The sequence below is a fragment of the Erythrobacter sp. CCH5-A1 genome, from assembly GCF_001557115.1.
Lineage (GTDB): Bacteria > Pseudomonadota > Alphaproteobacteria > Sphingomonadales > Sphingomonadaceae > Erythrobacter.
Genome location: NZ_LSKQ01000138.1, coordinates 1 through 25,736, shown reverse-complemented (window position 1 = coordinate 25,736; position 25,736 = coordinate 1). Strand labels below are relative to the sequence as shown.

General features: G+C 60.4%; 24 protein-coding genes. 4 read left to right on the top strand and 20 right to left on the bottom strand.

What is annotated here, in order from left to right; translation table 11 throughout:
- Nucleotides 1-93: 93 nt before the first annotated feature.
- Entirely contained in the window at nt 94-4,062 is a 3,969-nt protein-coding gene (locus AX708_RS07345; RefSeq protein ID WP_156443338.1) for an Eco57I restriction-modification methylase domain-containing protein, read from the top strand.
- Between the two features lie 69 nt (nt 4,063-4,131).
- Here the strand turns inward: AX708_RS07345 and AX708_RS07340 are convergent, their stop codons facing one another.
- The 14 genes from AX708_RS07340 to AX708_RS19840 form a co-directional block, all read right to left on the bottom strand.
- Complete coding sequence (locus AX708_RS07340; RefSeq protein ID WP_066531904.1) at nt 4,132-4,521, bottom strand: CopG family transcriptional regulator; 390 nt, start codon at nt 4,519-4,521, stop codon at nt 4,132-4,134.
- The gene (locus AX708_RS07335) at nt 4,518-6,506 is read right to left on the bottom strand and encodes a conjugal transfer protein TraG (protein ID WP_066531901.1); all 1,989 of its coding nucleotides are present in this window, start codon (nt 6,504-6,506) and stop codon (nt 4,518-4,520) included. Before AX708_RS07335 ends, AX708_RS07340 begins: the two co-directional genes overlap by 4 nt.
- A gap of 112 nt (nt 6,507-6,618) precedes the next feature.
- Nucleotides 6,619-7,320 (bottom strand): RES family NAD+ phosphorylase, encoded by a 702-nt coding sequence (locus tag AX708_RS07330; RefSeq protein WP_066531899.1) that lies wholly within the window; start codon nt 7,318-7,320, stop codon nt 6,619-6,621.
- Complete coding sequence (locus AX708_RS07325) at nt 7,307-7,744, bottom strand: antitoxin Xre-like helix-turn-helix domain-containing protein (protein WP_066531908.1); 438 nt, start codon at nt 7,742-7,744, stop codon at nt 7,307-7,309. Before AX708_RS07325 ends, AX708_RS07330 begins: the two co-directional genes overlap by 14 nt.
- Nucleotides 7,745-7,823: 79 nt before the next feature.
- Nucleotides 7,824-9,569, bottom strand: a complete 1,746-nt coding sequence (locus tag AX708_RS07320; protein WP_066531898.1) for a DUF3363 domain-containing protein — start codon at nt 9,567-9,569, stop codon at nt 7,824-7,826.
- Nucleotides 9,570-9,816: 247 nt separating this feature from the next.
- Nucleotides 9,817-10,401: a lytic transglycosylase domain-containing protein gene (locus AX708_RS07315; RefSeq protein WP_233999623.1), complete on the bottom strand. Its 585-nt coding sequence runs from the start codon at nt 10,399-10,401 to the stop codon at nt 9,817-9,819.
- Between the two features lie 120 nt (nt 10,402-10,521).
- Nucleotides 10,522-10,851, bottom strand: coding sequence for a DUF736 domain-containing protein (locus AX708_RS07310; RefSeq protein ID WP_066531896.1), 330 nt, complete (start codon nt 10,849-10,851; stop codon nt 10,522-10,524).
- 4 nt (nt 10,852-10,855) lie between these two features.
- Nucleotides 10,856-11,434, bottom strand: coding sequence for a S26 family signal peptidase (locus AX708_RS07305; protein ID WP_066531894.1), 579 nt, complete (start codon nt 11,432-11,434; stop codon nt 10,856-10,858).
- Nucleotides 11,431-11,877: a DUF2840 domain-containing protein gene (locus AX708_RS21095; RefSeq protein ID WP_255357981.1), complete on the bottom strand. Its 447-nt coding sequence runs from the start codon at nt 11,875-11,877 to the stop codon at nt 11,431-11,433. Before AX708_RS21095 ends, AX708_RS07305 begins: the two co-directional genes overlap by 4 nt.
- Nucleotides 11,878-12,116: 239 nt before the next feature.
- Nucleotides 12,117-13,010 carry a replication initiator protein A gene (locus AX708_RS07295; protein ID WP_066531892.1) on the bottom strand — a complete coding sequence of 298 codons (894 nt, stop codon included), beginning with the start codon at nt 13,008-13,010 and terminating at the stop codon, nt 12,117-12,119.
- An 8-nt stretch (nt 13,011-13,018) separates the two neighbouring features.
- Nucleotides 13,019-13,291: an AlpA family transcriptional regulator gene (locus AX708_RS19850; protein ID WP_066531890.1), complete on the bottom strand. Its 273-nt coding sequence runs from the start codon at nt 13,289-13,291 to the stop codon at nt 13,019-13,021.
- Nucleotides 13,292-13,421: 130 nt separating this feature from the next.
- Entirely contained in the window at nt 13,422-13,925 is a 504-nt protein-coding gene (locus AX708_RS19845) for a DUF2285 domain-containing protein (RefSeq protein ID WP_072378575.1), read from the bottom strand.
- Nucleotides 13,903-14,196, bottom strand: a complete 294-nt coding sequence (locus AX708_RS21090; RefSeq protein WP_233999622.1) for a transcriptional regulator domain-containing protein — start codon at nt 14,194-14,196, stop codon at nt 13,903-13,905. Before AX708_RS21090 ends, AX708_RS19845 begins: the two co-directional genes overlap by 23 nt.
- A gap of 157 nt (nt 14,197-14,353) precedes the next feature.
- Nucleotides 14,354-14,620 (bottom strand): DNA -binding domain-containing protein, encoded by a 267-nt coding sequence (locus tag AX708_RS19840; RefSeq protein WP_072378573.1) that lies wholly within the window; start codon nt 14,618-14,620, stop codon nt 14,354-14,356.
- A gap of 220 nt (nt 14,621-14,840) precedes the next feature.
- Here AX708_RS19840 and AX708_RS19835 point away from each other — a divergent pair, with 220 nt between their 5' ends.
- Nucleotides 14,841-15,065 (top strand): helix-turn-helix domain-containing protein, encoded by a 225-nt coding sequence (locus AX708_RS19835; RefSeq protein WP_072378565.1) that lies wholly within the window; start codon nt 14,841-14,843, stop codon nt 15,063-15,065.
- A 49-nt stretch (nt 15,066-15,114) separates the two neighbouring features.
- On the opposite strand, the gene AX708_RS07280 is transcribed toward AX708_RS19835, so the two are convergent.
- The 3 genes from AX708_RS07280 to AX708_RS20360 form a co-directional block, all read right to left on the bottom strand.
- Nucleotides 15,115-15,435 (bottom strand): DUF736 domain-containing protein, encoded by a 321-nt coding sequence (locus AX708_RS07280; RefSeq protein ID WP_066479338.1) that lies wholly within the window; start codon nt 15,433-15,435, stop codon nt 15,115-15,117.
- 612 nt (nt 15,436-16,047) lie between these two features.
- On the bottom strand, nt 16,048-16,452 hold the full coding sequence (locus tag AX708_RS07275) for a hypothetical protein (protein WP_072379954.1): 405 nt from the start codon (nt 16,450-16,452) through the stop codon (nt 16,048-16,050).
- A 144-nt stretch (nt 16,453-16,596) separates the two neighbouring features.
- Complete coding sequence (locus tag AX708_RS20360; RefSeq protein WP_156443486.1) at nt 16,597-16,761, bottom strand: hypothetical protein; 165 nt, start codon at nt 16,759-16,761, stop codon at nt 16,597-16,599.
- A gap of 620 nt (nt 16,762-17,381) precedes the next feature.
- Between AX708_RS20360 and grrM the strand changes: the two genes are divergently transcribed.
- Both grrM and AX708_RS20355 read left to right on the top strand, forming a co-directional pair.
- Nucleotides 17,382-18,476: a cyclophane-forming radical SAM/SPASM peptide maturase GrrM/OscB gene (gene grrM, locus AX708_RS19830; RefSeq protein ID WP_197426360.1), complete on the top strand. Its 1,095-nt coding sequence runs from the start codon at nt 17,382-17,384 to the stop codon at nt 18,474-18,476.
- A 22-nt stretch (nt 18,477-18,498) separates the two neighbouring features.
- Entirely contained in the window at nt 18,499-19,332 is an 834-nt protein-coding gene (locus AX708_RS20355; RefSeq protein WP_143146565.1) for a hypothetical protein, read from the top strand.
- A 148-nt stretch (nt 19,333-19,480) separates the two neighbouring features.
- On the opposite strand, the gene AX708_RS07270 is transcribed toward AX708_RS20355, so the two are convergent.
- The 3 genes from AX708_RS07270 to AX708_RS07260 all read right to left on the bottom strand — a co-directional run bounded on the left by AX708_RS07270 (nt 19,481) and on the right by AX708_RS07260 (nt 25,597).
- Nucleotides 19,481-20,398, bottom strand: coding sequence for a DUF2493 domain-containing protein (locus AX708_RS07270; protein WP_066531875.1), 918 nt, complete (start codon nt 20,396-20,398; stop codon nt 19,481-19,483).
- Between the two features lie 305 nt (nt 20,399-20,703).
- On the bottom strand, nt 20,704-21,762 hold the full coding sequence (locus AX708_RS07265; RefSeq protein WP_066531873.1) for a toprim domain-containing protein: 1,059 nt from the start codon (nt 21,760-21,762) through the stop codon (nt 20,704-20,706).
- Between the two features lies 1 nt (nt 21,763).
- A complete protein-coding gene (locus AX708_RS07260; RefSeq protein ID WP_233999621.1) occupies nt 21,764-25,597 on the bottom strand; it encodes a strawberry notch family protein in 3,834 nt (1,277 codons plus the stop codon).
- Nucleotides 25,598-25,736 lie beyond the last annotated feature (139 nt).

Sequence of the window (25,736 nt, the reverse complement as noted above, 5' to 3'; positions counted from 1 at the left end):
GCCAATTACTTCAAATCTTGTGGATATGAACCAGAGTGATCGGAAAACGCTCTAAAGCGCAAAAATCCCACCGAGGCCGATACCGAGCAGAAGTTGATTTACCCGTTACTTGGGCTGCTGGGCTGGGATCATATTTCGGTTCAGCAAAATCTTACCGTCCGCGGGCGCAAAGATGTGCCGGATGCGCTGCTGTTTCCCGATGCAGATGCCGATGCCACCGCTAGTGGGCTGGAGCCGTGGCAGCGGTTCCGCCATGGCTCGGCGCTAGTGGAGGCCAAGCGCTGGGGGCGACCGCTCGATCGGCAAGGCACGGGCGATCAAGGTGTCCCGTCCACCCAAATCATGCACTACCTGCAGCGTGCCAGCGTGGTTACCGAAGGCCGGATGCCATGGGGCATTTTGACCAACGGGCGAAATTGGCGACTGTATTACCAAAACGCGCTTTCGGTTGCCGAAGACTTTTTCGAGATCGACCTTGGCAAGCTGTTCGGTTTGCCTGGTTGCACACCCGAACTTTTTGACGTCGGCATGTCCCCCGAACACGCCTTCCGCCTGTTCGTTCTAGCGTTCGGGCGTGAGGCGTTCCTGCCGACCGACCAAGGCCGCAGCTTCCATCTAATCGCGCTTGATGAAACGAAACGCTGGGAAGAGCGTGTCCGAAAGGATCTCGCCGAAACCGTCTTCTCGAACGTGTTTCCCAAGTTGATCGCAGCGATTCCCTTGGCCGACCCCAATCGACCTGCCGAGATCAATGCGGCCTATGCAGAGGAAGTGCGCTCCTCCGCGCTGTTCCTTCTCTACCGGCTGTTGTTCATTCTCTATGCCGAAGACCGCAATCTTCTGCCCGATGAGACTGGCCCCTATTCGCCTTATTGTCTCACCCGGCTGCGGCAGGAAATCGAGCAACTGGATAATGAGGGTCGCAAGCCCCTGGAGCGGAGCCACGCCTACTGGTCGCGGCTCGAAACGATCTTCGGGGCTATTGCCGAGGGCGACGACAGCCTTGGCATCCCGCCCTATAATGGTGGCCTATTCGATGCGGCGGAATCTCCGCTGCTCTCGCGTATCCGCTTGCCCGACACCGTGTTGGCTGAAGTCATATTGGCACTGTCGCACCGCCGCGAAGACGGGAGACTGCGTTACATCAACTATCGCGATCTTTCGGTGCAGCAGCTGGGTTCAATCTATGAATCCATCCTCGAATATGGCGTGGAGCCAGATCTTGAGGCCCGCAGCGTCAAGCCGCGAGCCGACAATCAGGCCCGCCATCGTTCCGGGTCCTATTACACACCCGAGCCACTGGTTTCGCTGATTATTGAGAAAACGGTCGGCCCGGTAGTTGCGGAAAAACGGGCAGCATTTGAGGCGGCCCACGGACAAGGGCTGAAAGGCGCGGAACTCGCCCAGCATGATCCAGCGATGGCGCTGCTCTCTTTGCGGATTGTTGATCCCGCAATGGGTAGCGGGCATTTTCTGGTCAGCCTGGTCGATTGGCTCTCGGACAAAGTGCTGACCGCGATTGGGGACGCCGAGGAAATTGCGGGCGATAGCTATGCGTCGCCGCTGGTTCAAAACATTGCTGGCCTGCGTGAAGCCATCCTAGCCAACGCGCGCGACCATGGCTGGCCGATTGTCGAGGACCAGCTCGAGGACCGCCACATCGTCCGGCGCATGGTGCTCAAACGCTGCATCCACGGCGTGGATCTCAACCGCATGGCGGTTGAGCTGGCCAAGGTCTCGCTCTGGCTACACAGCTTCACAGTCGGCGCACCGCTGTCTTTCCTCGATCACCATCTGCGCTGCGGCAATTCTGTGCTGGGCGGATGGGTGCGCCCAACAATGGATTGGTTACAGGCGCGCGGATCGCTGATCGCCAACAATCATCTTGCCCCGCTGGCCAATGTCGTGCGGCATATGGAAACCATTGAGGGGCTGACCGATACCGACCTGACCGAAGTGCACCAATCAAAGCAGCTCTTCGGCACCGTCGCGGAATCGAGCCGCCCGCTGAATGCCCTGCTGTCGCTGGTCAAAGCGGACGATCTGATGGGCGTGCTGGAAACCAACGTAAAGCGTCCGCGCGAGACAGCAGCAGCAATCCGCGCCGATGGCGATAAACGCATCGCCGCCATGCCTGAAAAGACTGACAAGGAAAAAGCTGCCAAGGCCAAGGAAATCGAACGGATCGACCGCGCCGTCACCCGCGCCGCAGAGGCCGAGCGCAAGTTCGATCGGGCCGAAGCATTGAAGCTGGTGTTCGAAGGCAGCTTCGGCGACCCGAGCCGTATCGCCAGCGGCGATCTAGCGATCATGGACGGCGATAGCGATGACGGGGCACAGGCCAGCCTGATGCCCGAAGTCAGGCCCGATGATCGCCGCCGCACAATGGCCAGCGGGATCATTGGTGATGCGCTGGGCCATGTGGCGCAGCAAGATTTCTTCAACTGGGAAATCGCTTTTCCCGGTGTCTGGGCAGAGCTTTCATGGAACGCACGCACCGGCGGCTTCGATGCCGTCATCGGCAATCCGCCCTATGTCCGGCAGGAAGAAATCAGCGCGATCAAACCCGCGCTCGCCAAGAGCTTTTCGACCTATGCTGGCACGGCCGACCTCTATGTCTATTTCTATGAACAGGGGATCAAGCTGCTGCGGCCCGGCGGGCGGATGGGCTATGTCGTTACCAACAAATGGCTTAAGACTGGCTATGCAGAGGAACTGCGGCGACTGTTCGCCGAAGATGTCTGGATCGAATTCCTCGCCGATTTCGGCCATGCCAAGCATTTGTTTCCTGATGCAGATGTTTTCCCCTGCGTCATCAGCGTGCGCAAGCCGCTCGGCGAGGACGTGCCCGAAGAGTTCGATCTGGCCGTTATCCCGCGTGACGAGGTTCCGCGTGAAGGGCTGGCGCTGGCGGTGGATGCCGCGACCTACCGGGCAGCGCGATCAGACCTGACAGCAGAGCCCTGGGTGCTGGAGCCGCCGGATGTCGCCGCGCTGCTGCGCAAAATCCGCGAGCGCGGCGTGCCGCTGTCCGAATATGCCGGGGTCAGCCCGCTTTACGGGATCAAGACCGGCTTCAACGAAGCCTTCCTGATCGATACTGCGACGCGTGACCAACTGGTCCGTGACGATCCGGCGGCATCGGAGATCATCAAGCCCTACCTGCGTGGGCAGGATATTGGCCGCTGGTCGCCCGAATGGGCAGGGCTGTGGATGATCTTTGCTCGGCGTGGAGTCGACATTGAACAATACCCCAGCGTCCTGAGGCATCTGCAAGGCTACCGCACTCAGCTGGAACCCAAGCCGGAGAACTGGGTGCCTCCGACAAAGGGGGCGGAATGGCCGGGAAGGAAAGCAGGGACCTACAAATGGTATGAAATTCAAGACTCCGTCGATTATCATGAGCGGTTCAACGAGCCCAAAATACTCATCCGGCGCATTGCGTTCTACGCGCAAATCTGTGCCGATAATGGCGACAACCTCCTGAATGACTCGGCTCTGATATTGCCGACCACGGACCTTTGGCTACAGGTTTGCATGAATGCCCCAACCGGTTGGTACTTCATGTTCAAGAAGTTCCCGCACAAGAAGGACGAGGCGTTGGCACTCGACATTCCGTACGTGAGGAACTTCCCAATTCCACCGCTGGCTGATGATCAGCGAGATCGTGTCGCGGAATTGGTAGCTCTGGCAAAGCAATCGCAGGATGCGATAAATCGTGCGGAATCGTCATTGGCCGATTGGCTTCAGATCGAGTTTTCAAATGTGCAGGTCAATACCGCCCTCCGCCAAGCCAGCCTCCTCGACAGCGATGGCTTCATTGCCGCTGTCCGTGCCGCTTTGCCCCGCCGCCAGTCGCTGACGCCCACCCAGCTGCGCCAGCTCCGCGATGCCTTTGCCGAAACCGCCGAACCCGCCCGCACCGCGCGCGGCGAACTGCTCGCCCACGAACGCGCCCTCGCGGCCATGGTTGAGCGTGCCTACGGCCTGACGGAAGAAGAAGTCGCGCTGATGTGGCGCACCGCTCCGCCTCGTATGCCCCTTCCGCCTCCTCTTGGTTGACGGCTTGGCAGCGTCAACGCTTAGCTGAATGGCAGAGCGACCCAATTATCAGCGGGAGGAGAGGTCGTTTTAGAGTCGAAAATCGCCCAACCGGGACCGTCCCTCCAATCGGCGCGCGAGTGCTTCAACAAACCCCTCATACCGCTCCTTGCCCTGCGCTTGCGCCGCGGCAAGGCCACTATCGGGCAGGGGCGGATTGGCGGTAAGCCAGAACCGCACGAACAATGCCAACGCCTCTGTGGTGATCTCGGTTTGCTGATCGAGTTGTCCGAGGCGCCGGTCGATGCGGTCAAGGCGGCGGCTGAGCGCCGCTTCGAGCTGTTCAGGGTTGTCAGGCGACATGAATGACCGAAGAGCGGCCTCCACGACATCGGGCTGGCCGACACGCCTCCGCATCGCGAATTCGGCAAGTTGGTCGATCACATCAGGCGGCAGCCGAAACGTACGCTTCAGCTTCACAGTTCGATCCCGTCGCCGAGGTCGAGCGAGGCCTGTCGGGCGCCGCGCTCCATAGTGCGCCGGATGTGGTCGTTGTTTGCGGCTGATTGGTCTGTGTCTGCGCCGTCAGATTCGGCAAAGTCGAATTCCGCTGCAGGAGACTTGGGCCGCGCAACCACTTCGACATGTTCGGGCAGGTCAGGCTCGCGCCGCAAGCCGCCATTGGCAGGATCGATCCTGCGACTACCGTCTTCAGATGACTTGGGGTCTGGCTCGATAGGGGGCAGAGCACTCCAGTCATCGGTTGCGCGCGCCTCGGCGGGTTGGCCGCAGTTCTCGGGTGCGGGCAACACTCGAGACTGCAGCCGCCGATCAGCGTAGTAGCGGGCCTTCTTCGCCTTGATCGGCGGTGCCCCTGACGAGAGCACGACCTCGTCGGTCTGCGGCAGTTGCAAGATTTCGCCCGGCGTAAGGAGTGCGCGCGCCGTTTCAGATCGTGAGATCATCAGGTGACCAAGCCAGGGTGAGAGCCTGTGCCCGGCATAATTTTTCATCGACCGCTGCTCGGTGGTCGTGCCGAGAGCTTCAGAGACCCGTTTGGCTGTGCGCTCATCGTTGGTCGCGAAGGCAACGCGAACATGGCAATTGTCGAGGATGGCATTGTTTTGCCCGTAGGCGCGCTCAATCTGGTTCAGGGACTGTGCAATCAGGAAAGCCTTGAGGCCGTAGCCCGCCATGAAGGCGAGGGCGCTTTCGAAGAAATCGAGCCGGCCGAGGGCAGGGAACTCATCCAGCATGAGCAGAACACGCTGGCGCTTGGTCGCAGGATCGAATTCTTCTGTAAGGCGGCGGCCGATCTGATTGAGGATCAGGCGGATCAGTGGCTTGGTCCGGCTGATGTCGGACGGCGGCACGACCAGATAGAGCGAAGTCGGTCGGCCGCTTGTGAGATCGGCGATCCGCCAATCCGAATGGCTGGTGACCTTTGCTATAACCGGATCGCGATAGAGGCCTAGAAACGACATGGCGGTCGACAGCACGCCTGATCTCTCGTTGTCAGACTTGTTGAGCAGCTCGCGCGCAGCGCTGGCAACGACCGGGTGCGGGCCTGCTTCACCCAGATGCGGGGTGTCCATCATGGCATAGAGCGTGTTCTCAATGGTCTCGTCGGGGTTGGAGAGGAAAGCCGCAACGCCAGCGAGCGATTTGTCAGCGCCGGCGTAAAGCACATGAAGGACGGCCCCAACCAGCAACGCGTGGCTGGTCTTTTCCCAGTGGTTGCGCTTCTCGAGACTGCCTTCGGGATCGACCAGGATGTCTGCGATGTTCTGCACGTCGCGCACCTCATTGAGGCCGCGGCGCACCTCCAGCAGCGGATTGTATGCGGACGATTCAAGACTGGTTGGATCGAAACGCAGCGTGCGGCTGAACGTGCTGCGAAAACCGGCAGTAACATCCCAGTTCTCGCCCTTGATATCATGCACGATTGCCGAGCCTGACCAGGTCAGCAGGGTCGGGATCACGAGGCCGACGCCTTTGCCGGAGCGTGTCGGCGCAAAGCACAGAACATGTTCAGCCCCGTCGTGGCGAAGATAGTTGTTCTGGAACTGTCCGAGCACAACCCCGCTGTCGGCCAATAATCCGGCTTTGCGGATGTCATCGCGGGTTGCCCACCGGGCAGTGCCATAGGTGTTGGCGTTGCGGTTCTCGCGGCCGCGCCAGACGGACATCGCGATGGCCACCACGATTGCCAAGAACCCGCCCAAGGTGGCGATCATTCCCCCCGTGTCGAAAATCTGCGGAGCGTAGGCATCATAGGAGAACCACCACCAGAACAGGTCATAGGGGCGATAGACCGGATGGCCGAACAGTCGGAACCAGGGCGCACCGAGTTCTGGCTGGAACCCAAGCGCCGAGGCTGTCCATTGGGTTGCGGACCAGACGCTCGCAACAATGATGATCAGCACCGCGAGGATCTGACCCCACAGGATTTTGGCAGCCGACATGGCGCAACTCCGCATCGTTCACGCTTACGTCGGTGAGCTTTGGAGAAGTTGGCAAGGGGGGAGTTGGGGCTTGCAGCCCTTGGCGTAGAAACGGACAGGCTGGCGCAGATTGCTAGATCGGCTCCCAGGTATAATCCGGCGTGCCCGACCAGGTCAGCCGAACCATCGCGCCTTGCACCACCGACTGCACGACATTCGGCCATAGTGCGGCGATGCAGGTGCCGCCCGCATGGCGGACCGAGGGGTAGATGATGCCATTGTGGCCCTCGACTCGCGCCTGCGCGGCGAGAACATTGCCAGCAGCATAACCGGTCGCGGGGTCGGCATCGAGCGCGGGATGATCCGCTGCCTCGCGCAGGTCGACGAACACGCCGGCCATACTCGCGAGCATTTCGCCATATTCAACGACCGCGTTGAAGTCGCCTGCGTCAGCGAGTGCCTTAGTCAGGTGGTGCCCGACTTCGGCAATACATGTTTCAACCGCCAGCGCCGCATACCAAGCGCCGCGGTCTGCAGGGTTGAAGCGCATCGGCTCGCGCGGTTTGGCATAGGCGAAGCTGGCATTGATGAAGCGGGCATGAGGCACGCCATGAACCAGTTCTTCGGGGCTGAGTGCGCCAAGCCCGCGTTCCTCGGCAACTAACCGCCCGCTGGTCGCGCCTTCGATCTCGGCGAGCAGCGCCAACTCGTCGGGGTCGTCGGCCAGCGGCGCGAGTACGGCTTCGCGCAGCCGCGCGCTCGCCACAAGCCTGATGGTGCGGGGGAACGCCTCACGCACCAGCGGCAGCGCAGACTGCGGCTCAGAGCCCGCCACGCAGAGCGTCGATATACTGCCGGGTCTCAAGCATCCGGGGGATACCGCCTTCGATCATCGCTTCGACCGGCGACTTCGCGCCGAACACCGGCGCCCGGTTGGGTAGGCGCGGCCAACGGTCGGCCATCGCATCGGCGAACAGCAGGTGCAGCCCCTTGAACACACCGATCAAGGCCGAGGCACGGGTCAGCTGGTCCTGGCTCAAGGTGCCATCCCATTTGCCGGCCTTGATCCGGTCCCATGTGCTCTCGGACACGCCGAGCAGCGCGGCACCTTCGGCATTGCTGCCACCCCAGGCATCGACGAGCCGCAACACGGCCTTGACCGCCGCGCCGGTCAGACGCTTGCGGTCGCCGTCGCTCGAAAAGGTCTGCAGGCCTGCTGCTGCCGGGGCCGTTTGATGGGTGATTGCTGCGCTTGCCATGGTCGTTTCTCCTGACGCGAACATACGCATCACATGGTGCGTTTGTCAAGATTGGACTGGTACCGGTCAGCTTGCCACATCATATCTCGATCGACCTGCTTCGGCCCAGTGTCCATTCGATGCCACCACCAGACCGCGGCTGGCCGCTCACATAGTGCCCGAGATGCCGATCGAGCTGCTTTGACCAGGGGACTAGCGAAAACCCAAGGCCATCGTCGATCATCGCAAAGCGGCCCGAAGCGAGTTGGATGCGTTGGCGATAGACGCCTGACATCTCACCGGATGATCGGCTTTGGCGGTGTGGCAAGCCATGTTCACGCGAAAGTGCTGCACCAGCGTCGGCAAGGTCGCGCTCGCGCAAGGTGCCAAGCAGATTGCGGGACAGGGCGAAGCGGTCACCGCGCCGCTGGGCAAGACCCTCGCTTTCCAGATAATCGAGCCGGCGCGTTTTCGCTGCTTCGACTTCGCTGCCAAAGCCTGGACCGAGCGGCAGCGGCTCCGATGCAATCAATTGCTTGTCGAGCCAGGTGGCTCCGCGGCTGCGCTCCTGGGTAGCAAGATCGCGATCGGAATGGGTCAGGAGCGAGGATTGCTCGCGGCCGCGCCGGTCAGTCCAGGAGCGAAGCTCGACGATTGCGCCCGGCGCAGCATCACCGGTCATGTCGATGTCGGAGAATTTGCAATGATGGACCCTGCCATCCACGCCATCGACCACGGCGTAGGCCTGACCGGTCAACTCATTGTGCAGGCCGCGCTCGACCAGTCGCCCGATGACGGGCTCGCTCGCCCTTTCATCATGAAGGGCAAATCGACCCGCTTCAGCGGCAAGGCCGTGCCCGGTCATGGCGCGGTGCATCCTCTTGATCATATCACCTCTGGTGCCAAGCTCCCGCAAAGTCTGCTCGAGTGTTGGCTTCAACCGCCAGCAGCCAGGCGCAATCTTGTCTGCCAGGCCCATGCGTTCGAGTTTTGTGGCGCGGCCGATGAGATGCTGGTTGGCCGGGTTGGCGATCCGCTGCGGATCGGGGCGCAGGTCGACTACGCCGCCGAGGCCGTCACCAAGCGTTTGCAGCTGGCGATCAAGACCGGTCCAGCGATCGGCCTGCACCTCGCGGGCCAAGCTTCGATCAATGTCCTGCTGGGTCCGTGCGCCCAGTTCCATGGTCACCAGCTGCGCGGCACGAGCCCGCATGCCCTCGCTGATGTAGCTGCGGTCGATAACCAGGTCGCGGCCATCGTCGGCCTTGCCGCGTACCAGAATGTGGATGTGGGGATTGTCGGTGTTCCAATGGTCAACGGCGACCCAGTCGAGACCTGTGCCAAGATCCCTTTCCATCTGGCTCAGCAGGTCTCGGGTAAAGCTCCGCACATCGGCCAGTTCGGCCGTGTCTTCGGGCGAAACAATGAAACGGAAATGGTGACGGTCATCGGCGCAGCGCTCGGCGAAGGCTCCGCCGTCGACGGTCTCGTCGCCGCTGCCGAACAGCGCCGCATCCTTCCCGTCGCGGGTCACGCCATCGCGCTTGAGATAGGTCAGGTGCTTTGCCAGCGGCGCGGCAGTGAAGCGAGCCCCGCGATGCCGCACGATCCTCGCCTTGACGATCACACGGCGCTGACTTGCGCGGGAGCTTGCCTGCAGGCTTGCGATGCGGCCTCGGGCAAGGCGACCTGTGCTACGTCGCGATGCGGAACCACCCGCCCGGCCGCCGCAGCCTGACCGGTTGGCAAGTGCCCGCAGTTGGGCTTTGAGTGTGCGCGCTTTGCCTTGGCCGGAACTGCGATCTCGGATGCGCCCAGGCCTGATTTCCAGATCGTCATCACTCATGAGGTCAAGCGATGCGATACAGCGGCTGGCTCGTTGAACGGCGGAATTGCGACAATTATCGAGACTGGAGCCAGCCATGGGGCAGGGCGGCTGGCTGTGAAAATCCCGCAATTCTGCGGCCCCACACCTCGGCGGCTGGCTCCGCTTTCATCTTGCCATCCTCCTGACCCATCCTTTCCTGTCACTCCGCTTCCGCACAATTTTGCGCCAGGCCACGCCATGACGCGCCAGATGCGCAGGAGGCCCATCACTGGTCGCGATTCCCCGAGACGGGAACGAAAAGGCCGCCGTGCGGACGCAGCGGAGCAGGGGGCGCAGCCGCCGCTTCTTTGCCGATGTCCGCGCTCGGTGTTGCCTCAGCCGCGGCAGTTCGCGCCGCGAATAGTCGGCTTTGTGTCCACGCAATGCGCTGTGGCTGCACAGTTGGCGCGCTGGCGACGACAGTGGCCGTGTTGTCCGATTGCAGGATAGGTGCGATCTTTGCGACATAAGCGCGGGTCTCGGCAGGAAGCGGGCGGCCGCGATCGCGCCACTCCTGATAGCGCCCGGGGCCTGCATTATACGCGGCGAGCATGCCGTAGGCGCCGTAACTGTCGTACATTTCGCGAAGATAGCTGGTGCCTGCCAAGATGTTGTCGCGCGGGTCGAACGGATCGCTGCCGAGACCGAAACGAGCGCGCTGGCGCGCCCAGGTTCCGGGCATGAGCTGCATCAGCCCCATCGCTCCGGCCGACGATACCGCGCCGATCCGGCCAGCGCTCTCGGCCCGCATGACCGCATAGATCCATTGCTCCGGGATGCCGAAACGCAGCGATGCCTCGGCGACGTGCACTGCAATGTCGACGGTGCGCGGCGCTGCCGGTTCGGCAGTGTCCTGCCCAAAGGCAGGCGCGGCACCGAACATAGCGAGCGCAGCCCACGTGGCGAAGCCCAGGCGGCGTAGCTGCATGGCTCAGTTCGCCTTTTCGCGCCGCGCTGGACGCGACCACACCAAAACATGGCCATTGTCATCGCCCTTGAACAGGTTGGCGCGTAGCGGTTGCGCGAACGCAGGATCATCAATCTGCAAGCTGACATAGTCGCCCGCCTTCTCTCCGACATGCTTCCAGCCTGCGCCGACTTCGCGCGCGTCTTCATCTTCGCCAGCAACCACACGGAAGTCCGGAGCGTTCTCACTGTCCGATGGGTCTGCCGGGACGAGTGAGATCTCAATGCTGAGCGACAGCGTCTGCAGTTGCCCGCTGTAGCCGCCGTCGGCGGCACGAAAAGTTCCGATACGCATGGGTTCAATCTCCTTGGGTTGAGGGTAAGGAAGTGTCGGCGGCGCGCGGGTCGGCAAACCAGACGTGGTCGCCGTTGCCCGCCTCATCGGTCCAGACTGGGGCCGCGCGACCAATGACATGGGTCGGACGCAGCACGCCGAAATAGCGCCCATCGAAACTGTCGGGCGCTGCCGGGTTCATTACGAATAGCTCGCCGGTGCGCAGCACATGGCATCCCGCCCAAGTTGGCAATGGGCGCGCCAGACGGTCGCGCGGACGCGCCGCGCCGACATATTGGCCGTCAATCGTAATGCTCAAAGCATCACGGCAGACGCGCTGGCCGCGCACAGCTGCGATGCGCTTCAGCAGCGGCATGCCTGTCGGGAGATAATGCCGTTCGGCGAGCAAGCGGCGCAGTTCGGGCGGCGGCTCAATGGCGACCCGCTCGCCGACGTGCAGGCTCGCCCTGCCACGGATGGCGTAGAGCCCGGTGGGGACCGAGGCGGTCGCATTCCACACGGCGAAGCGCGCGACTGGCACGGCCAACGTCGTGAGCGTTGCGCAACCTACGACGGCTGCAAATATCATGCTGCGGCGTTTCATGACAGAAGTGCCTTGCGCTGGAGCCAGGCTTGGTGCCGCGCGGGGCCGTATTCACGCGGTGTAAGTCGGCCCGCCATCCTGTTGTGGATGTGTCGCCAATGTTCCGGAGCAACATCGCAGGCGTCTATGCCTGACGCTTCGATGGCATCGATCAGCCGGAAGATTTGCGCGACTTTGGGCCAGCCATGGACCGAAAGCAGCAGCTCTCCGCCGGGGTCGACCTGCGGCACGGTTGCGCAATGCTCGCCTAAGCAGACAGCTTGTACGACGTCCAAGGTTGAACGGACGGTGCCATAGTCGTTGGACGCCCAGCGGACCAAGGCGAACACCTGGCCCGCCATATAGCTCTCGATCCGCTCGCTACGGCTGACGATCCGTTCGGCAATGGGCCTACCGAATTTGATCCAGTCCTCATGCTGGCCCTCGCGCCAGACCAGTGTCACATGGGTCAGCTGTGGGTCATTGCCGATCCTCGTGTCGGCAGGCCTTTCGGGCGTCGCACCGCTTTTTGTCCACAGGCTCGCAGCCGTTAGCAAGAATCCGAAGGATTCTTTGTTAGGATAGTTAAGGGCGCAAATTGCTGAAGTTTTCCGGGGCTTTGAACGACGTTTCGGTTCCCGATAGTCCGAACTTCCGGTTCCTGATGGTCCGAGTGTGGCGGTTCCTGATAGTCCGTGCTGCATCATGACATATCCACAGGGTGATGGTTGGTGGTCCGCAGACCGAGACGGCGCATTGCGGCGTCGAACGGGTCGGGCCGGACAGCGACAAAGTGCAGCCGTTCGCGGCCGAGTGCATGTTCGATGGTGAGCGTGTATCCCGGCAGCGCTTGGCGGCGGACGATGTCGCGCAGCTCGAATGCGAAGCGTTTCGGCGGCGAGAGCGCACCTGACTTCATGTGCAGATGCTGGAAGTCGAAGCTCCAGCCTCCGCGCTGTTTGCCCCCATGCTTGCGCACGAGGCGGTAAAGCCAGCGCTCCAGACCACCGGTCAGTGCGAAGTAGTCGGCATCAATGGTGAGCACGAGCGCCTGATCGATCACGCCTTCGTAGAACCAGTCAGGGATGATCATCTCGATCCCGAGCGCGCGACCCGAATGGTCGAGACGCTCTTTCCACTCATTGATCCACGAAAAGCGGTGCCGCCGCCGCGCGTCACGCTGGCGGATAGAGGTCGCGATGGTGGTCGATTGCAGGCGATCCAGCCCGGCCTTCAGCCGCTCGTAGCTGGCTTTGCCAGTGCCCCGCCTGGTGAAGGCAAGGATCTCGTGAGGTGTAGCGGCGATCAGCCGCGAGGTGGGCCGACCGGCATCGCGCGCTTCGACGATCTGGCTCGCTACCCAGATGAGGACATCAGCGTCCCAGATAGTCGCCATCCCATGTTCGGCTGTCGCCTCGACGAGGATCGAAACATCGCCCATCCGGAAATCGATCGGACGGACTCGCTTTGATTTGGCGAGGCTGAAGAACGGCCAGGCCATCAGGTCCTGCGCGTCGCGCGCGGCAATATCGCGGCCCTGGGACACGAACAGGTCAAGCTGCGCTGGCTTGGCTGGGAAGGCGGACAGGCGTCGCATGGCGTGGCTCAGCGCCGGACCGGCGGAGTGTAGCCATCAAGACGCTTGGCTGGGTGGACGATGCCTTTGCCGGGATCGCTGGTTGACCGCCGCAACCCTTGCTCTGCCCATGCGTCGAGATCGCTCACGGCATAGACGATCCGGCCACCGAGCTTGCGATAGACCGGCCCCGTCCCGAAACAGCGGTGCTTTTCGAGTGTGCGGGCCGAAAGCCCGAGGTGCACTGCAGCATCAGGCGTCCGCAAAAATCGTGCAGTCACGGGGGTGGGTCTGGCATCCATGGCAAGGCTCCGGCGAAGGTTGGCAGCAGCAGCGGGCTGTCGCTGGGGTTCGCGAGCTTTGGCGGAGGATTGGCATGGGCAGGGAGTGACCGAATGGGGGTGCCGCAATCTGTCACCCCGAATGTCTCGGTCAGCGGTGTAAGAGAATATCGCGATATCCGCAGGAGACGAGGCTACGCGCTTGGGCGATCAGCCGAAGAACCTGCCGCCGCTCGCTCGAGGCTTTCCAGGTCGCTCCGACAAGAGGACAGTGATTGGGGAAAATCAGGCCGTAGGCGACGTCACGTGAAGACGCACCCGCCCCTAGCGCGTCGTGAATGGCAAGGAAGCGGCTCAACCGCAGCCGTTGATTGTGCGTGATGACGTGAGCGCCGTGGGATGCGGCGCTGGAGGCGCGCGTTATCAGATGCATACGCGTGACAGCTGCGATGCGCAGTTCGTAGGTCTCATCGCAGGGTATCGAGACGGCGGGAACGGGCAGGGCGGCTCGGTATCGAACGCAAAGTCGCAGTCTGCAACTGCCCCTCGTGTAAACGATATGCTTGCCGTCGGATGTCGATGCCCTTCCCAGCGGCTTCCAACTCGACAGCCACATCAGCGGGAGGTCCGGGTTAGCGGTTTCGACGATGATCACGTCGGGCGATGCGCTGGGCGACCAAAGTGCCGGGCACTCGCGGGGGTTTGCTTGCGGGTCCGTGGGGAAAGCTCAAGCCCCATCGCCGGGACAGGCCCTCCTTTTCATGGTGTTCGACTGATGGGAAGCGAGCAATGCGCTCTTGGGTTTCGGCATAATCGCGGCGGTAATCAGCATTACGATGCAGGAATTCCTGCGCGAAGTCCGCATGGTCGTGATCGCGATACTGATCTGCGGTCGATGGTGACCGCCATGACGAACCACCGGGCATATAGACCCCTGCAAAGCACAGGCAAGAAGGCCAAGCTTCAAGTCTTTGTTAACCCACGGTAAGCCGCAAGTATCAAAATCTGGGGATGCTTATGCCCGGAGGCGCAGAAATCCTGACGGAGCGTTTAGGGCAAGGGGTCCAATCCGTGTCCGAGAATTCAGCCTCTTTGCCTTTTAACGAGCAGATGTCGGTAGCCGTGGGACGTCATCCAGCGTGCTCGTTCGAGGTGGGTCTCATGGAACTGACGCGCCCGGTCCGGTTCCAGGGCAGGATCGATCCCAAAGATGATCTGCACAACTTCGGTCCATTCCGCACCTTCGTCGGCGGCGTCAAGTAGCCGTAAATACGTGACAAAATGGCGCTCGTCGTACGGCGTTACCGTATTCGAGTGAGGCGGGCTGTCTTCAAAGGGAACGATCATCATGGTCCGAGCCTTTGGTTCCGACTCGTTTCTGCATCCACAGTCTCTTAGCACCAAGACCCACCAAAATGGCAAAAACTTGGCTTGTTCGACAACGGGCAGAGAATTGTACCGTCTCGCGGATAACCCGTGCGCGTTGCCAGCCTGCTGAACCCAGCCGAATTCCAGTCTTGAAGAGTATACTCCGTGGTTAAATACTCTGCAACGGTGGTGAGTTCGTGCAATGAAATTGCGCGAGGTCCTGGCTGCGAATCTGAAACGCTATCGGTTGGCTGCTGGCCTGTCGCAAGAGGAGCTTGCACATCGGGCCCATCTCGATCGGACCTATGTCAGCAGCCTTGAGCGTGGACGCTACAGTGCCTCGGTCGACAAGCTTGAGCATCTTTCCATAGCGCTCGGCATTGAAGCCTCAGAACTCCTTGTAAAAACGACGTCAGCAGATCCATGACAAAGGCGATGCCCCGCCCGGCAGGTGCCGGGCGGGGCTGGCTGTGCGGTCAGTCGCCGTTGGTGCGGCGCGCGCGCGACCAGATCAGATTGAAGCTCTTGCCGTCTTCGTCATCGAATAGGTTGGCAAAGATAGGAGCGGTGAAGCTGGGATCGTCGAGCTTGACCGAGAGATACTCGCGGCCTTCGTTCGAGGTCTTGGTCCAGGCGGCGCCGATTTCCGCGCGGCCGACGAAAACCCGGTGCGACGGCGCATTTTCGTTGTCGCTGGCTTCGGGGACGATGCGGACGTTCTTCTGCTGCACCGACATGGTGACGATCTCGCCCTTGTATTCGTTGCCGGTCTTGGTGAAAGTTCCGATGTTGGCCATGATGCATTCCTTCAAGTTGGTCGAACCCGCGCCCATCGCGGCCTCGATGGCTGGTTGAAGGCAGGGGCTTGCGCCCGCTGCACCGGAACGGCCGAAACGCAGTGGAGGACGACGGCCAGACGGCTTTCTTGCCTCGCGAGGAATGGGCGGCACGCCCAGGGGAAGAAAGTTGGCGCAGACGGCGTTGCAGCAAGGGATCAAGCGGCGAAGCCATCCCCTGCCAACCAAGGCCATTGAAGAGGCGGCATTGGGCTCGGGTCATACTTGACCGGGAGAAATGGCACTTCCCGGACTTCCAAGACCGAAATGCGATGAGAAAGGTGTCATCACCCGGTGTGCTTGCTAGTCGTCACCGCAATCGCAGATATCGGCAACGGCCATGAGCCAATCCGGGCCTTATTGAGATCAGCGCAATCGGTCCGCCACTGGCCAGCTCAAAACCGGCTGCGAATTCTCGGCCTCGCTCCGACCGCGCAAACGCCCAGACCAAGCTGACCCAAGAAGAGGGATGCAGAAACTGCCACTCGAACACAACGCCTGCCTCGAACTGGCCGATTTGGCCGTGCGAGCCCCGCCAGGCACCTGCCAGGCGGGCCTTCGAAAATGGCAAAGCTAGGGACGGGCGCGGCTCCATTGAGTCCAGGATGCAGCCGCGATTATCGCAGCGCCAAGCAATGACAAAGCGTGTTGCCATGCGCTTGGCGGCATGCTCGCCGCAGCAATGCCGTGGACTGCGTGATAGCCCGCAATGGCTGCGGGCGCGGCAAAGGCGAAGCCGACCGCAGCACGTGTCAGGTCGGACTTAGCGAACGCCAGTGTTAATTGGGCTGCAGCAAGCAGAATGATCGCGGATATGGCTGCGGCGGCGAGCGCAGTGAGAATGCCGCTATCGGTGCGGTAAGTCGCCGAACCCGCAAGAAACGCGACGAACAGCGGAAGCGCGTAGATCGAAAGGCGGAACAGAAGCGCGCAGCACAGGAATACTGCGACGATTATCAGGGCAAAGCCGATCAGCATGGCGTCCTCCTTGGAACCAAGGGCAAGGGACGCGCTCTCCACCTCCACCGCAGCGCAATGTGCAGGAAATTCATAGCAGAGATGCGCGACGGCTGGAATACCCGAAGGGCATCCAGCCATGCGGCGCAACGCAATCTGACGCGGTCAGGGATTGAACGGGTCATATTCGTGAATCACGCTGTCGGCATCGCCGTCGAATTCAGCCGTGGGAACGGCGGCGTAGCCGTTACCGGCGTGGAACAGGGTGACGCAGACCATCATGGTACGGGAGAGGCTCCAGGCGTGACGCTGTGCGATGGTGAGTGACATGTTCGAGCTCCTGTCTCGGAGCAGGGACCATCCCCGCTCGACAGGCCCCGGACAGACGGCGCAAAGCCGCAATCACCACGAAGGTGCAGCCGCAGTGGCCGCACGCGCAGCGTAGCGGACCCTTTACGGGTTGATTGAAGGAGGCTTGGGGTCGGCCAACGGATTGGCCTTTGAGAGCGGTGTGGTTTCCGAGGTGGCAAATCGGTCGTCTTCTGCACGCATGTTCGAATGCATTCCAAATGGGACAGATGTCTTCAGCTGAAAACTCAGAGCAAGCCCAACGACAGCAATGATGAAGTGAGCCCCAGCTATTGGATCACTTGCAAACCTAGGCAGTGGTGCTAGGCTACCAGCTTGACTCAGTAAATGAGGGGGTTGGCATGAATATGCACACACGGATCGCGCATTTTAAGCAAAAACTCGTCGAGCAAGGGTTAATAGATTCTGAAAGCAAAGGAGGTGAAGATCCTCGCAAATCTCACCCCACAGATCGAGAAATTCACGCCTTCACGCAATGGAAAGATAGTAACCCCAGGCCTTGGAATGATTGGCGCGATTTCACGAACTTTAAAGACTGGGAATCATGCGGCTACTAGATCATGGTAAATCACGTCAATCCCGTGGATTTGCTCATATTGCAGATGACCGAGTTCTGCAATATTGATTGCTCATATTGCTACCTACCTCATAGATCTTCAAAAAAGAAAATCACCAAACCAGTCATAACAGCTTCGCTTGAGCGTGTGTTCGAAAGCGCTGCCCAAGATAGGCCGTTTACATTGGTTTTCCACGCTGGAGAGCCGCTTACGGCGCCGCTTGATTTATTCCAACATGCTGCGGATGAAGCCCGACGCCTTTCGAATGAAAGAGTGTCTGTAAAGCTAAACGTGCAAACAAATGGGACATTGATAAATAAGACTTGGTGTGATTTCTTCATAAAGAATGACGTAAAAGTTGGTGTAAGTATAGATGGCCCGCAAGCTCTTACGGATTTGCATAGAAAATATAGATCTGGAGCTGGTGCATACGCGCCTGCGATTGCCGGAATACAGCTTCTTAAAGAAAATGGCATTCCATTTCATATAATTGCAGTTTTAACAAGTCATTCCTTGCAATTCCCGGGTGAAATCTATAGCTTTTTTAAGTCTATAGGCCCGACGTCCGTCGGATTCAATATAGATGAGCAAGATGGCATAAACAAAGACTCATCAATTTACGCCTGTGACGAAGCTCGTTACAGAGAATTTTGGAAGACTCTTTTCCGAATATGGGTCGATGATAACAGGTCCCTAGAAATTAGGGAATTTAAGGGAATTCTTGATCTTGTTGCTCACGGAGAGCAATCTGTGGATTTCATAAATTCCAATCAAACCAATCGAGCGTTCTCGATTGTGACTGTCAACACGGACGGTGGGATTTCGACATTTTCTCCGGAATTAATAGCCATCGATGGGGAGCAATCGTTCGTCTACGGAAACGTCCTCTCTGACAGCTTTGAGTACATACTAAGAAATCCAAAATTAATCCAAGATATTTCACAAATAAATCAAGGCGTAACGGCGTGCAGAGATAGTTGCGATTATTTCTTTTTCTGCGGTGGAGGGTCTCCATCAAATAAAATTGCAGAAACCGCATCGTTTGAAGCCACGCAGACAGAATATTGTAGGTTTGGAAAAATTGTCATTGTCGATGAAATTATGAAGTCATTTGATTAAATAGGTCAGGTGGTAATTCTACATGAGCCAGGTATCCATTTTGCTGCCGAAATTCGTTAGATCCAATTTGGATGATTTCATTGCGATTGCCGATGGGGTGGAGCAAGTCTGGGGTGCCTGCCCTTCCGGCGAGGTTCCATATGAGGATGGCGCGCTGATCCCCGCAGGGGAATGGAGGTTGCCGATGCCTGACGACCGGCTGGAAATTTCTCTAGCTCCGTCGAGCAGTAGTCCATTTGTTGCAATGATGGATTTGAAAGATGTGACAGAACCGTTGTGGACATTTGGCTGCGTCACACGAGAGAATATTAAAGATGTAAGGAAGAATGCGGCTGTCGAAATATGGTATGAATCTGTACTTTGGCCTTACATTCAGGAAATTTGGGGTGATATTGATTTGCGCTACAATGGGGCAAATGAGAATCCTCCAAATTGCATTACGACGACCGTCAATTACAGAACGGATAAATACCTTGGGCTTCATTTGGATACATGGGAAGTCATACCAATTTTAGATAGGAGGGGTTCTCTCTATAGACTATGTATTAATATAGGATTTGATGACAGGTATTTCATATTCGGCCTTACGCCAACCGACGAGTTTATGACTGACGACTATGAAAAATACTATTATAGCGGAAAGCTAAGGTACAGCTATACGGATCAAATCCGCGATCGAGCGCCAGATTTTGGGATGCGGCTTTGCCGACTCAGAATACCTCCTGGATTTGCCTATATTGCTCCAACTGACCTACTCTTGCATGACGCGAGCACGGTAGGCGTCTCCAACTTCGGTGCAAGCTTTGCAGTTCGTGGCGCATTCCAATCATCAGAAAATGATTGGTCATTGGACTAAAATGAGGCTGCGAATTGAATTTGCCGGATTATGCGCTTTCCCTTCGGTACCTTAGTATCACAGCCGCTCAAGGACGTGGCCTGCGCCGCTGAAGCCCGCTTTCGGCTCCGCCGCTAAGTGCGAATTTTCATAGATCGGGGCGAGGCGATCATTCAATCACCCACACAGAAATCCCCAGCTTGCGGGCCTTGTCGACCAAATTGGCATTGATACCATTGCCCGGGCAGGCGACCACAGCCTTGGGCAGCGCTTCGATCATCTGATCGTTGCGGCGGAACGGTGCGGCCTTCTTGAACCGCTCCCAGTCGGGCCGGAACGGGATGTGGGTGATCTTGCGTGCCCGTGCCCAGAGCGAAGCGATGTGTTCGCCGCCGGTGGGATTGCCGCCGTGGAACAGGACCATGTCGGGATATTTGGCGAGAACCTTGTCGAGCACAGCCCAGATGCGGTTGTGATCCTGATAGGCAGGGCCGGAGGTGAACGCGATGCGTGTGCCGGTGGGCAGCATGGGTTCGATTTCCGAACGGCGCTTGGCGGCAAGAAAATCCCGGCTGTCGATCATCGCGGCGGTCATAGTGCGATGGTTGACGAGTGACCCGGTGCGCGGGGTCCAGGCCTTGCGGAAATGCAATTCGAACTGGTCTCCGGCGGCATCGCGCATAAATTCCATCGCATTGCGGCGTTCGATCAGACCAATGCCTTCGCGGATGAGGCGCTCAAGTTCGACCGACCTAACCTCGGAGCCATCCTGCTCGCGCTGGCTGCGCTTCTGGGCGTCTTCATTGTCGTCGAGCTCGCGCTGGATCCGGCTTTCGGCGCGGTGAAATAGGTTGGCGAGCGACCAGCATAGGTCCTCGAGATCTGGCTCGATCCGCGTGTCGATCATGGTGGCGATGAGGGCATCAAACATGTCGGCGACGGCGCCAGCGGCGATGCGTTCTTCGGGAAGCGGTCGCGGATCGGCTTCATCGGAGAAGGGGCGATAGCCGTAGAGGGCGATTTCATCGAGGAGATGGGCTGTGGCTGAAGTTTCGTGTTCGGGTTCTGAATCGGGCGTGATGGTCATTGCGTTGGTCCTTGGGGCTTTCGGACCGGGCACCTTGCCCGGCCTTCATGGGCGTCCCTCTGACCGGCTGACGCGAGGCTGCATCCGCATGGACCGAAGCGCAGCGGAGGATGGCGGGCGGGCGGCTATTTTGGTTCGCGATGGAAAGGCGCGGATGCGCCGCCGGAAAATAGCCGCATGACCGCCATTGCGGCCTCGCGGCAGCCGGTCTCTCGGACGCCGCTCGAAGAAGGCCGGGCTGGGCCAGGTCTTGGCTCAAATCCCATGCACGCGGCCATCGCCCCATCTTCCAACCCCGTATCGGCTCAGCCAATGTCGACGGAAAAGCGTGTCTGATCCTGCTGTCGGAGATGATGGCGGACCCGTTCCGTCAGTGCAGCAACGCCATGCTGGCTAAGGTCGTCATTGAAGTCAGCGAGGTCCGGCATGAGTGATACAAGTTCGATCCCGGCTGCCTGCGTGCGGTCGGTCAGGGTGCCAAACGCCGCGTCGCCTGCCACATCGCGGTCACGCGCGATATAGAGTCGCCGGAGTGTCGGCGGGAACAAGATCGCTGCGAGGTGTGCTGACGATGTTGCGGCTGCCATCGGCATGGTTGGCAGAACTTCGCGCAACGACAGCATGGTTTCGATGCCTTCGCCTGCGATCATGACATCATCCGCAGTTCCGAATCTTACGGCGTTGCCGAGGATGTTGCCCATCGCCCTGCGCGGCGATGCGACTTTGGCCTTCGCGCAGCCGGATGGATCGAGCCAGGTTCGATGGGTGCCGGTCTGAACGCCGTCGTTGTCGGTGACTGCTGCGATCAGCGCCGGAAAAGCGGCTGCAGTTTCTGGATCATCGTCCTCATTTGGTCTGTAGTAGCATCGCGGGTGAAAGCGCAGGGCTGGCAGGTCCGATACGCGTGTGATGCTACGTGATCGCAGGTAGGTGCTCGCGATCGATCCGGTCAGTGGTTTCGAGGCGGCAAACAGGCGTATGGCAGCGGTCGTGGATCCTGCGCGCGCGGGCATGGCGAATGACGCGGCACTGCGCTGATCGTCCGAAGCCGATGGTGGCAGGCTAAGGAAGCGTTCGGCTTCCTCAATGGTTTCGGAGAGACGCCCATGCCGCTGGTTGAGCCGGATGAGGTCGACGAGATCGCCATGTTCACCGGTTGCGGCATCGACCCAGTTGCCGATCGCGCCGCGCTCGGTTTCGAAAAGGCGGACATAGAGACTGCGCCCGGGCGTTCCGGCGACATCGCCAACCATCCAGTAACGGCCTTCACGCCTGCCTGCGGGCAGATAATGGCGGCAAACGGCCTGCACATTCTGTGCAAGCCGCTCCGACAACTCTGCCGCGCGCGTGGAGAGCTTGGCCATTTCAGGCCGCCTTCCGGTCGGCGATGCGCGTCAAAGGGTGCCGTTCGAACAGCCGCTCGATCACTGCCGACCCTGTCACCATGTCGTCAGGGACGAATAGACGCAGCTTCCAGCTGATGATCTCGGAGAACAGCCCCATGGCCTTGAGCCGGTCGACCGCCGTCGATCCGAACCCGGTGAGTTCAATCCGATTCATTTGCATTAGCCGAGACCGGCGCAGTTGCAGCCCATCGGCAAGGTCGAGCACCGCGTGCCCTTCACGCAGCAATGCGATTGCCTGTGGTGGAGAAAGGATTGGCACGTCTGGCCTGGCTGTCGCATTCGCTGCCCATGCTGCCGACACCCTGCGGCCGACAATGCGGGTGCCATCGTCGGTCTGGAGCCGGTAGACACGGGTTGATTCCTCGGGAAGCTGTTTCCAGATCGGCAGCAGCAGGCCGGTGACGATGTGCAGTTCGCTTGTCGTGAACTCATCGACTTGTGCCACCTCGTCTTGCCAGACTGCCCGGAATGTCCGCTCGTCCACCTCCTCCCAGTGGGTCTCGGGAAGGTGGGTCAGGGCGAAGTTCAGCCGCTCCATCGGCCGGATCAGTCGGATGCGGCGCTCAACCTCGCCATCGTCGAGCATAAGGCTGCGGGCGGGCAGCTGGACTGCAGCGCGCCGCGAGCGGGCATTGACCAACAGCCGCGCGCCGGGTTTTCGCAGCAGTTCGAGCGCCCGTTCTAGCGGCACGGGTTGGTTGCGCTCCTGCATTGCAATGCTGAGCAACCGGGTCTCTGCGCCCGTGGCCGGATGGACGTAGATCGGTTCGCTGGCTGTGATGGTAAAGCTATCTGCGGTGAGCGTTTCCAGCCCGAGATCGTAACTGCCCGCCGCAATTGCGCTTTCGACCTTAGCGCTGAGCAACTGCTCAAACACCGTGAACAGCACATTCTGCATCTCGATGGTGAGTGCCAGTAGCCGGTTCAGGAAGGTCGTGATTGGCGGCAGTTCGTCCTTGAGGCACCCGCTTCCGTCGGTCAGCGACAGGCCGGTCATGCTCTCGAAGGTGGCGAGCGAGCACTGCTCGACCTTTCCGGCATAGATCAGCACATAGAGCTGGCGCAGGGCATCGCGGGCATAGGAGCTTTCGAGATTGTCCTCGGGGCGGAACAGCCCCTGACCACCGGTCTGCCGCTGTCCGCGCGTGATTGCACCCAGAGTGTCGAGCCGCCGCGCGATTGTTGAGAGGAAGCGTTTCTCGGCCTGGACATTGGTGGCCACCGGCCGGAATAGCGGCGGCTGCGCCTGATTGGTGCGGTTGGTGCGGCCCAGGCCCTGGATCGCGGCATCGGCCTTCCAGCCTGCTTCCAGGAGATAGTGATGGCGGAGCCGCTGGTTTCTCGCGCCCAGATCGGCATGGTAGCTGCGTCCTGTGCCACCGGCATCGGAGAAGACAAGGATCTGCTTGCGGTCCTCCATGAACGCCTGCGCTTCGGCGAGGTTGGCATGGGCTGGCCGGTTCTCGACGGCGAGCCGGTCCCCATTGGCATCGAGTTTGCGGACGATCCGGCGCGAACGGCCGGTCACCTCGGCCACCATATCTGTCCCGAACCGTTGGACAATCTGATCGAGTGCGCATTGCACCGGTTCCAACGATGCCAGTTGCTCGATCAGCCGGTCGCGCCGTTCAATAGCCTCGCGGCACTGCACGACATTACCGTTTTCGTCATAGGCCGGGCGCGACGCGAGATTGCCATCACCGTCGGTGAAGCTTTCATGAAGCTGGGTCGGGAAGCTGTGGAGCAAATAGTCCAGAACGTATTCGCGGGGCGTGATGTCGATTTGAACGTCGTTCCACTCGCCCGGATCGATATCGGCGAGGCGGCGCGACAGCAGCGCTTCCCCCGTCGAGACGATCTGCACCACGGCGGCGTGGCCATCGGCAAGGCCCTGGTCGATCGCGGCGATCAGCGTTGGCGTCTTCATCGCCGTGATCAGGTGATTGAAGAAGCGCTGCTTGGCGGATTCAAATGCGGAACGGGCTGCCGACTTGGCATAGCGGTTGAGCGTGCCTTCGCTGCTCGTGACGTTGGCGGCTTCCAGCGCGGCGTCCAGGTTATTGTGGATGACCTGAAACGCTCCGGCATAGGCATCGTAGATGCGGACCTGGTCAGGGGTGAGCTGGTGCTCGATCAGCTCATATTCGACGCCCTCATAGGACAACGAACGGGCGGCATAGAGGCCGAGGGCTTTCAGGTCGCGGGCGAGCACCTCCATCGCTGCGACCCCGCCTGCTTCAATGGCTGCGATGAAATCGGTGCGCTTGTCGAACGGGAAGTCCGCACCACCCCAGAGGCCAAGCCGCTGGGCATAGGCTAGGTTTTCGACCGTCGTCGCGCCCGTCGCGGAGATATAGAGGATGCGGGCGTTGGGAAGCGCATGCTGCAGGCGCAGTCCGGCACGTCCCTGCTGCGAGGGGGCGCAATCGCCCCGTTTGGATGTGCCGCCACCGGCATTCTGCATGGCATGGCTTTCGTCGAAGACAATGACACCGTCGAAGTCGGTCCCCAGCCAATCGACGATCTGTTGGACGCGCGAAACCCGGTTTTCGCGCGCGTCGGAGCGTAGCGTGGCATAGGTTGTAAAAAGAATGCCCTGCTCGAGCCGGATGGGTGTGCCCTGACGGAACCGGGCGAGCGGGGTGACCAGCAAGGGCTCTTGCCCCAGAGCTTTCCAGTCGCGCTGCGCATCTTCGAGCAGCTTGTCGGACTTGGAAATCCAGACCGCGCGCGTTCGGCCCTTGAGCCAATTGTCGAGCACAATCCCTGCGACCTGACGCCCTTTGCCAGCGCCGGTGCCATCGCCGAGGAACCAGCCCTTGCGGAACCGGACGGCCGTGTCGCAGTCATCGGGCGCAGCTTCCACCCTGTCCCAGGTTGCATCGACGGACCAGCTGCCGGCGAGATGGTCGGCATGGGCCTCGCCCGCATAGATGACCGATTCGAGCTGGGCATCCGACAGTAATCCCTGTTCGACGAGACCAGCGGGCAGATGCGGGCGATAGCTCGGCTTGGGCGGCGCGACCGAGGACATCGCCGCGGATTGGACGAGGCGCGTCGGATGTGGCTGAGCGCCAGCGATGCGGATCGATTGGAGCGAGTAGGGCTCATAGAGCGATTCGGAGAGCTTGCCGTCGGTTGGAGGACACCAGTCGATCACATCATAGTCGAGCGGCACGCCGCATATTGCAGGGATCGGGGCTGTAGCCAGTTTAGGCCTTGGGCTGGCTTTGATCGCTTGTGAATTGCGGGCAGCTACCAGTGGCTGAAGAGCTGATGCGGAGATGGGCTGACGTGGCGGGAGGCTGTCGGCCAACCAGCGCAGCAAGGTCGCAAGATCGGGAGCCATGCCTCGCGATGCCGGAAATTGTGCTGGATTGTCTGCGGGAACCTTGTCGATAACGGTCAGCCGGGTTTCGACCGAGGTGCCGTGCGGTGCGAACACGCTGCCCGCTATCGCCGCGCTGAACACGACCCGGGCGTTGTCCTGCATCCGGACGAAACCATCACGCCATGCCTTGTGATCTGGCGCGCAGTTGGCCCCCGTGATCGCGACGAGCCGTCCACCGTCGGCAAGCCGCGCCACTGCTGATGACAGATGCCGGATGGCTGCATCGGCCACACGTGAATCAACATTCAGCGCTGCCGAGAACGGCGGGTTCATGATGATGCAACTCGGCACCACGCCAGCATCGAGCCGGTCGTGGATCTGTGCGGCGTCGTGCATGGACAGGGGCGAGCCTGCGAACAGGTTGCCAAGCAGGGCGGCACGCACGTCGGCGACTTCGTTCATTGCCAATCTGCATCCTGCCAGTTCAGCTTGGATGGCCAGCAGTCCCGTGCCTGCAGAAGGTTCGAGCACCAGTTCGCCCGGCAGAGGGACTGTAAGGAATTTTGTGCTTGGCCGTTATTTGTTAGGCCAATGGGAAGCG

What these genes read in the sequence shown, in the direction of transcription:
- AX708_RS07335 (WP_066531901.1), bottom strand. Translation starts at nt 6,506, where the DNA reads ATGTCGGCTGCCAAAATCCTGTGGGGTCAGATCCTCGCGGTGCTGATC.
- AX708_RS07325 (WP_066531908.1), bottom strand. Translation starts at nt 7,744, where the DNA reads ATGGCAAGCGCAGCAATCACCCATCAAACGGCCCCGGCAGCAGCAGGC.
- AX708_RS07320 (WP_066531898.1), bottom strand. Translation starts at nt 9,569, where the DNA reads ATGAGTGATGACGATCTGGAAATCAGGCCTGGGCGCATCCGAGATCGC.
- AX708_RS07310 (WP_066531896.1), bottom strand. Translation starts at nt 10,851, where the DNA reads ATGCGTATCGGAACTTTTCGTGCCGCCGACGGCGGCTACAGCGGGCAA.
- AX708_RS07305 (WP_066531894.1), bottom strand. Translation starts at nt 11,434, where the DNA reads ATGAAACGCCGCAGCATGATATTTGCAGCCGTCGTAGGTTGCGCAACG.
- AX708_RS07295 (WP_066531892.1), bottom strand. Translation starts at nt 13,010, where the DNA reads ATGCGACGCCTGTCCGCCTTCCCAGCCAAGCCAGCGCAGCTTGACCTG.
- AX708_RS19850 (WP_066531890.1), bottom strand. Translation starts at nt 13,291, where the DNA reads ATGGATGCCAGACCCACCCCCGTGACTGCACGATTTTTGCGGACGCCT.
- AX708_RS21090 (WP_233999622.1), bottom strand. Translation starts at nt 14,196, where the DNA reads ATGCCCGGTGGTTCGTCATGGCGGTCACCATCGACCGCAGATCAGTAT.
- AX708_RS19840 (WP_072378573.1), bottom strand. Translation starts at nt 14,620, where the DNA reads ATGATGATCGTTCCCTTTGAAGACAGCCCGCCTCACTCGAATACGGTA.
- AX708_RS19835 (WP_072378565.1), top strand. Translation starts at nt 14,841, where the DNA reads ATGAAATTGCGCGAGGTCCTGGCTGCGAATCTGAAACGCTATCGGTTG.
- AX708_RS07280 (WP_066479338.1), bottom strand. Translation starts at nt 15,435, where the DNA reads ATGGCCAACATCGGAACTTTCACCAAGACCGGCAACGAATACAAGGGC.
- AX708_RS07275 (WP_072379954.1), bottom strand. Translation starts at nt 16,452, where the DNA reads ATGCTGATCGGCTTTGCCCTGATAATCGTCGCAGTATTCCTGTGCTGC.
- AX708_RS20360 (WP_156443486.1), bottom strand. Translation starts at nt 16,761, where the DNA reads ATGTCACTCACCATCGCACAGCGTCACGCCTGGAGCCTCTCCCGTACC.
- AX708_RS20355 (WP_143146565.1), top strand. Translation starts at nt 18,499, where the DNA reads ATGAGCCAGGTATCCATTTTGCTGCCGAAATTCGTTAGATCCAATTTG.
- AX708_RS07270 (WP_066531875.1), bottom strand. Translation starts at nt 20,398, where the DNA reads ATGACCATCACGCCCGATTCAGAACCCGAACACGAAACTTCAGCCACA.
- AX708_RS07265 (WP_066531873.1), bottom strand. Translation starts at nt 21,762, where the DNA reads ATGGCCAAGCTCTCCACGCGCGCGGCAGAGTTGTCGGAGCGGCTTGCA.
- AX708_RS07260 (WP_233999621.1), bottom strand. Translation starts at nt 25,597, where the DNA reads ATGAACGAAGTCGCCGACGTGCGTGCCGCCCTGCTTGGCAACCTGTTC.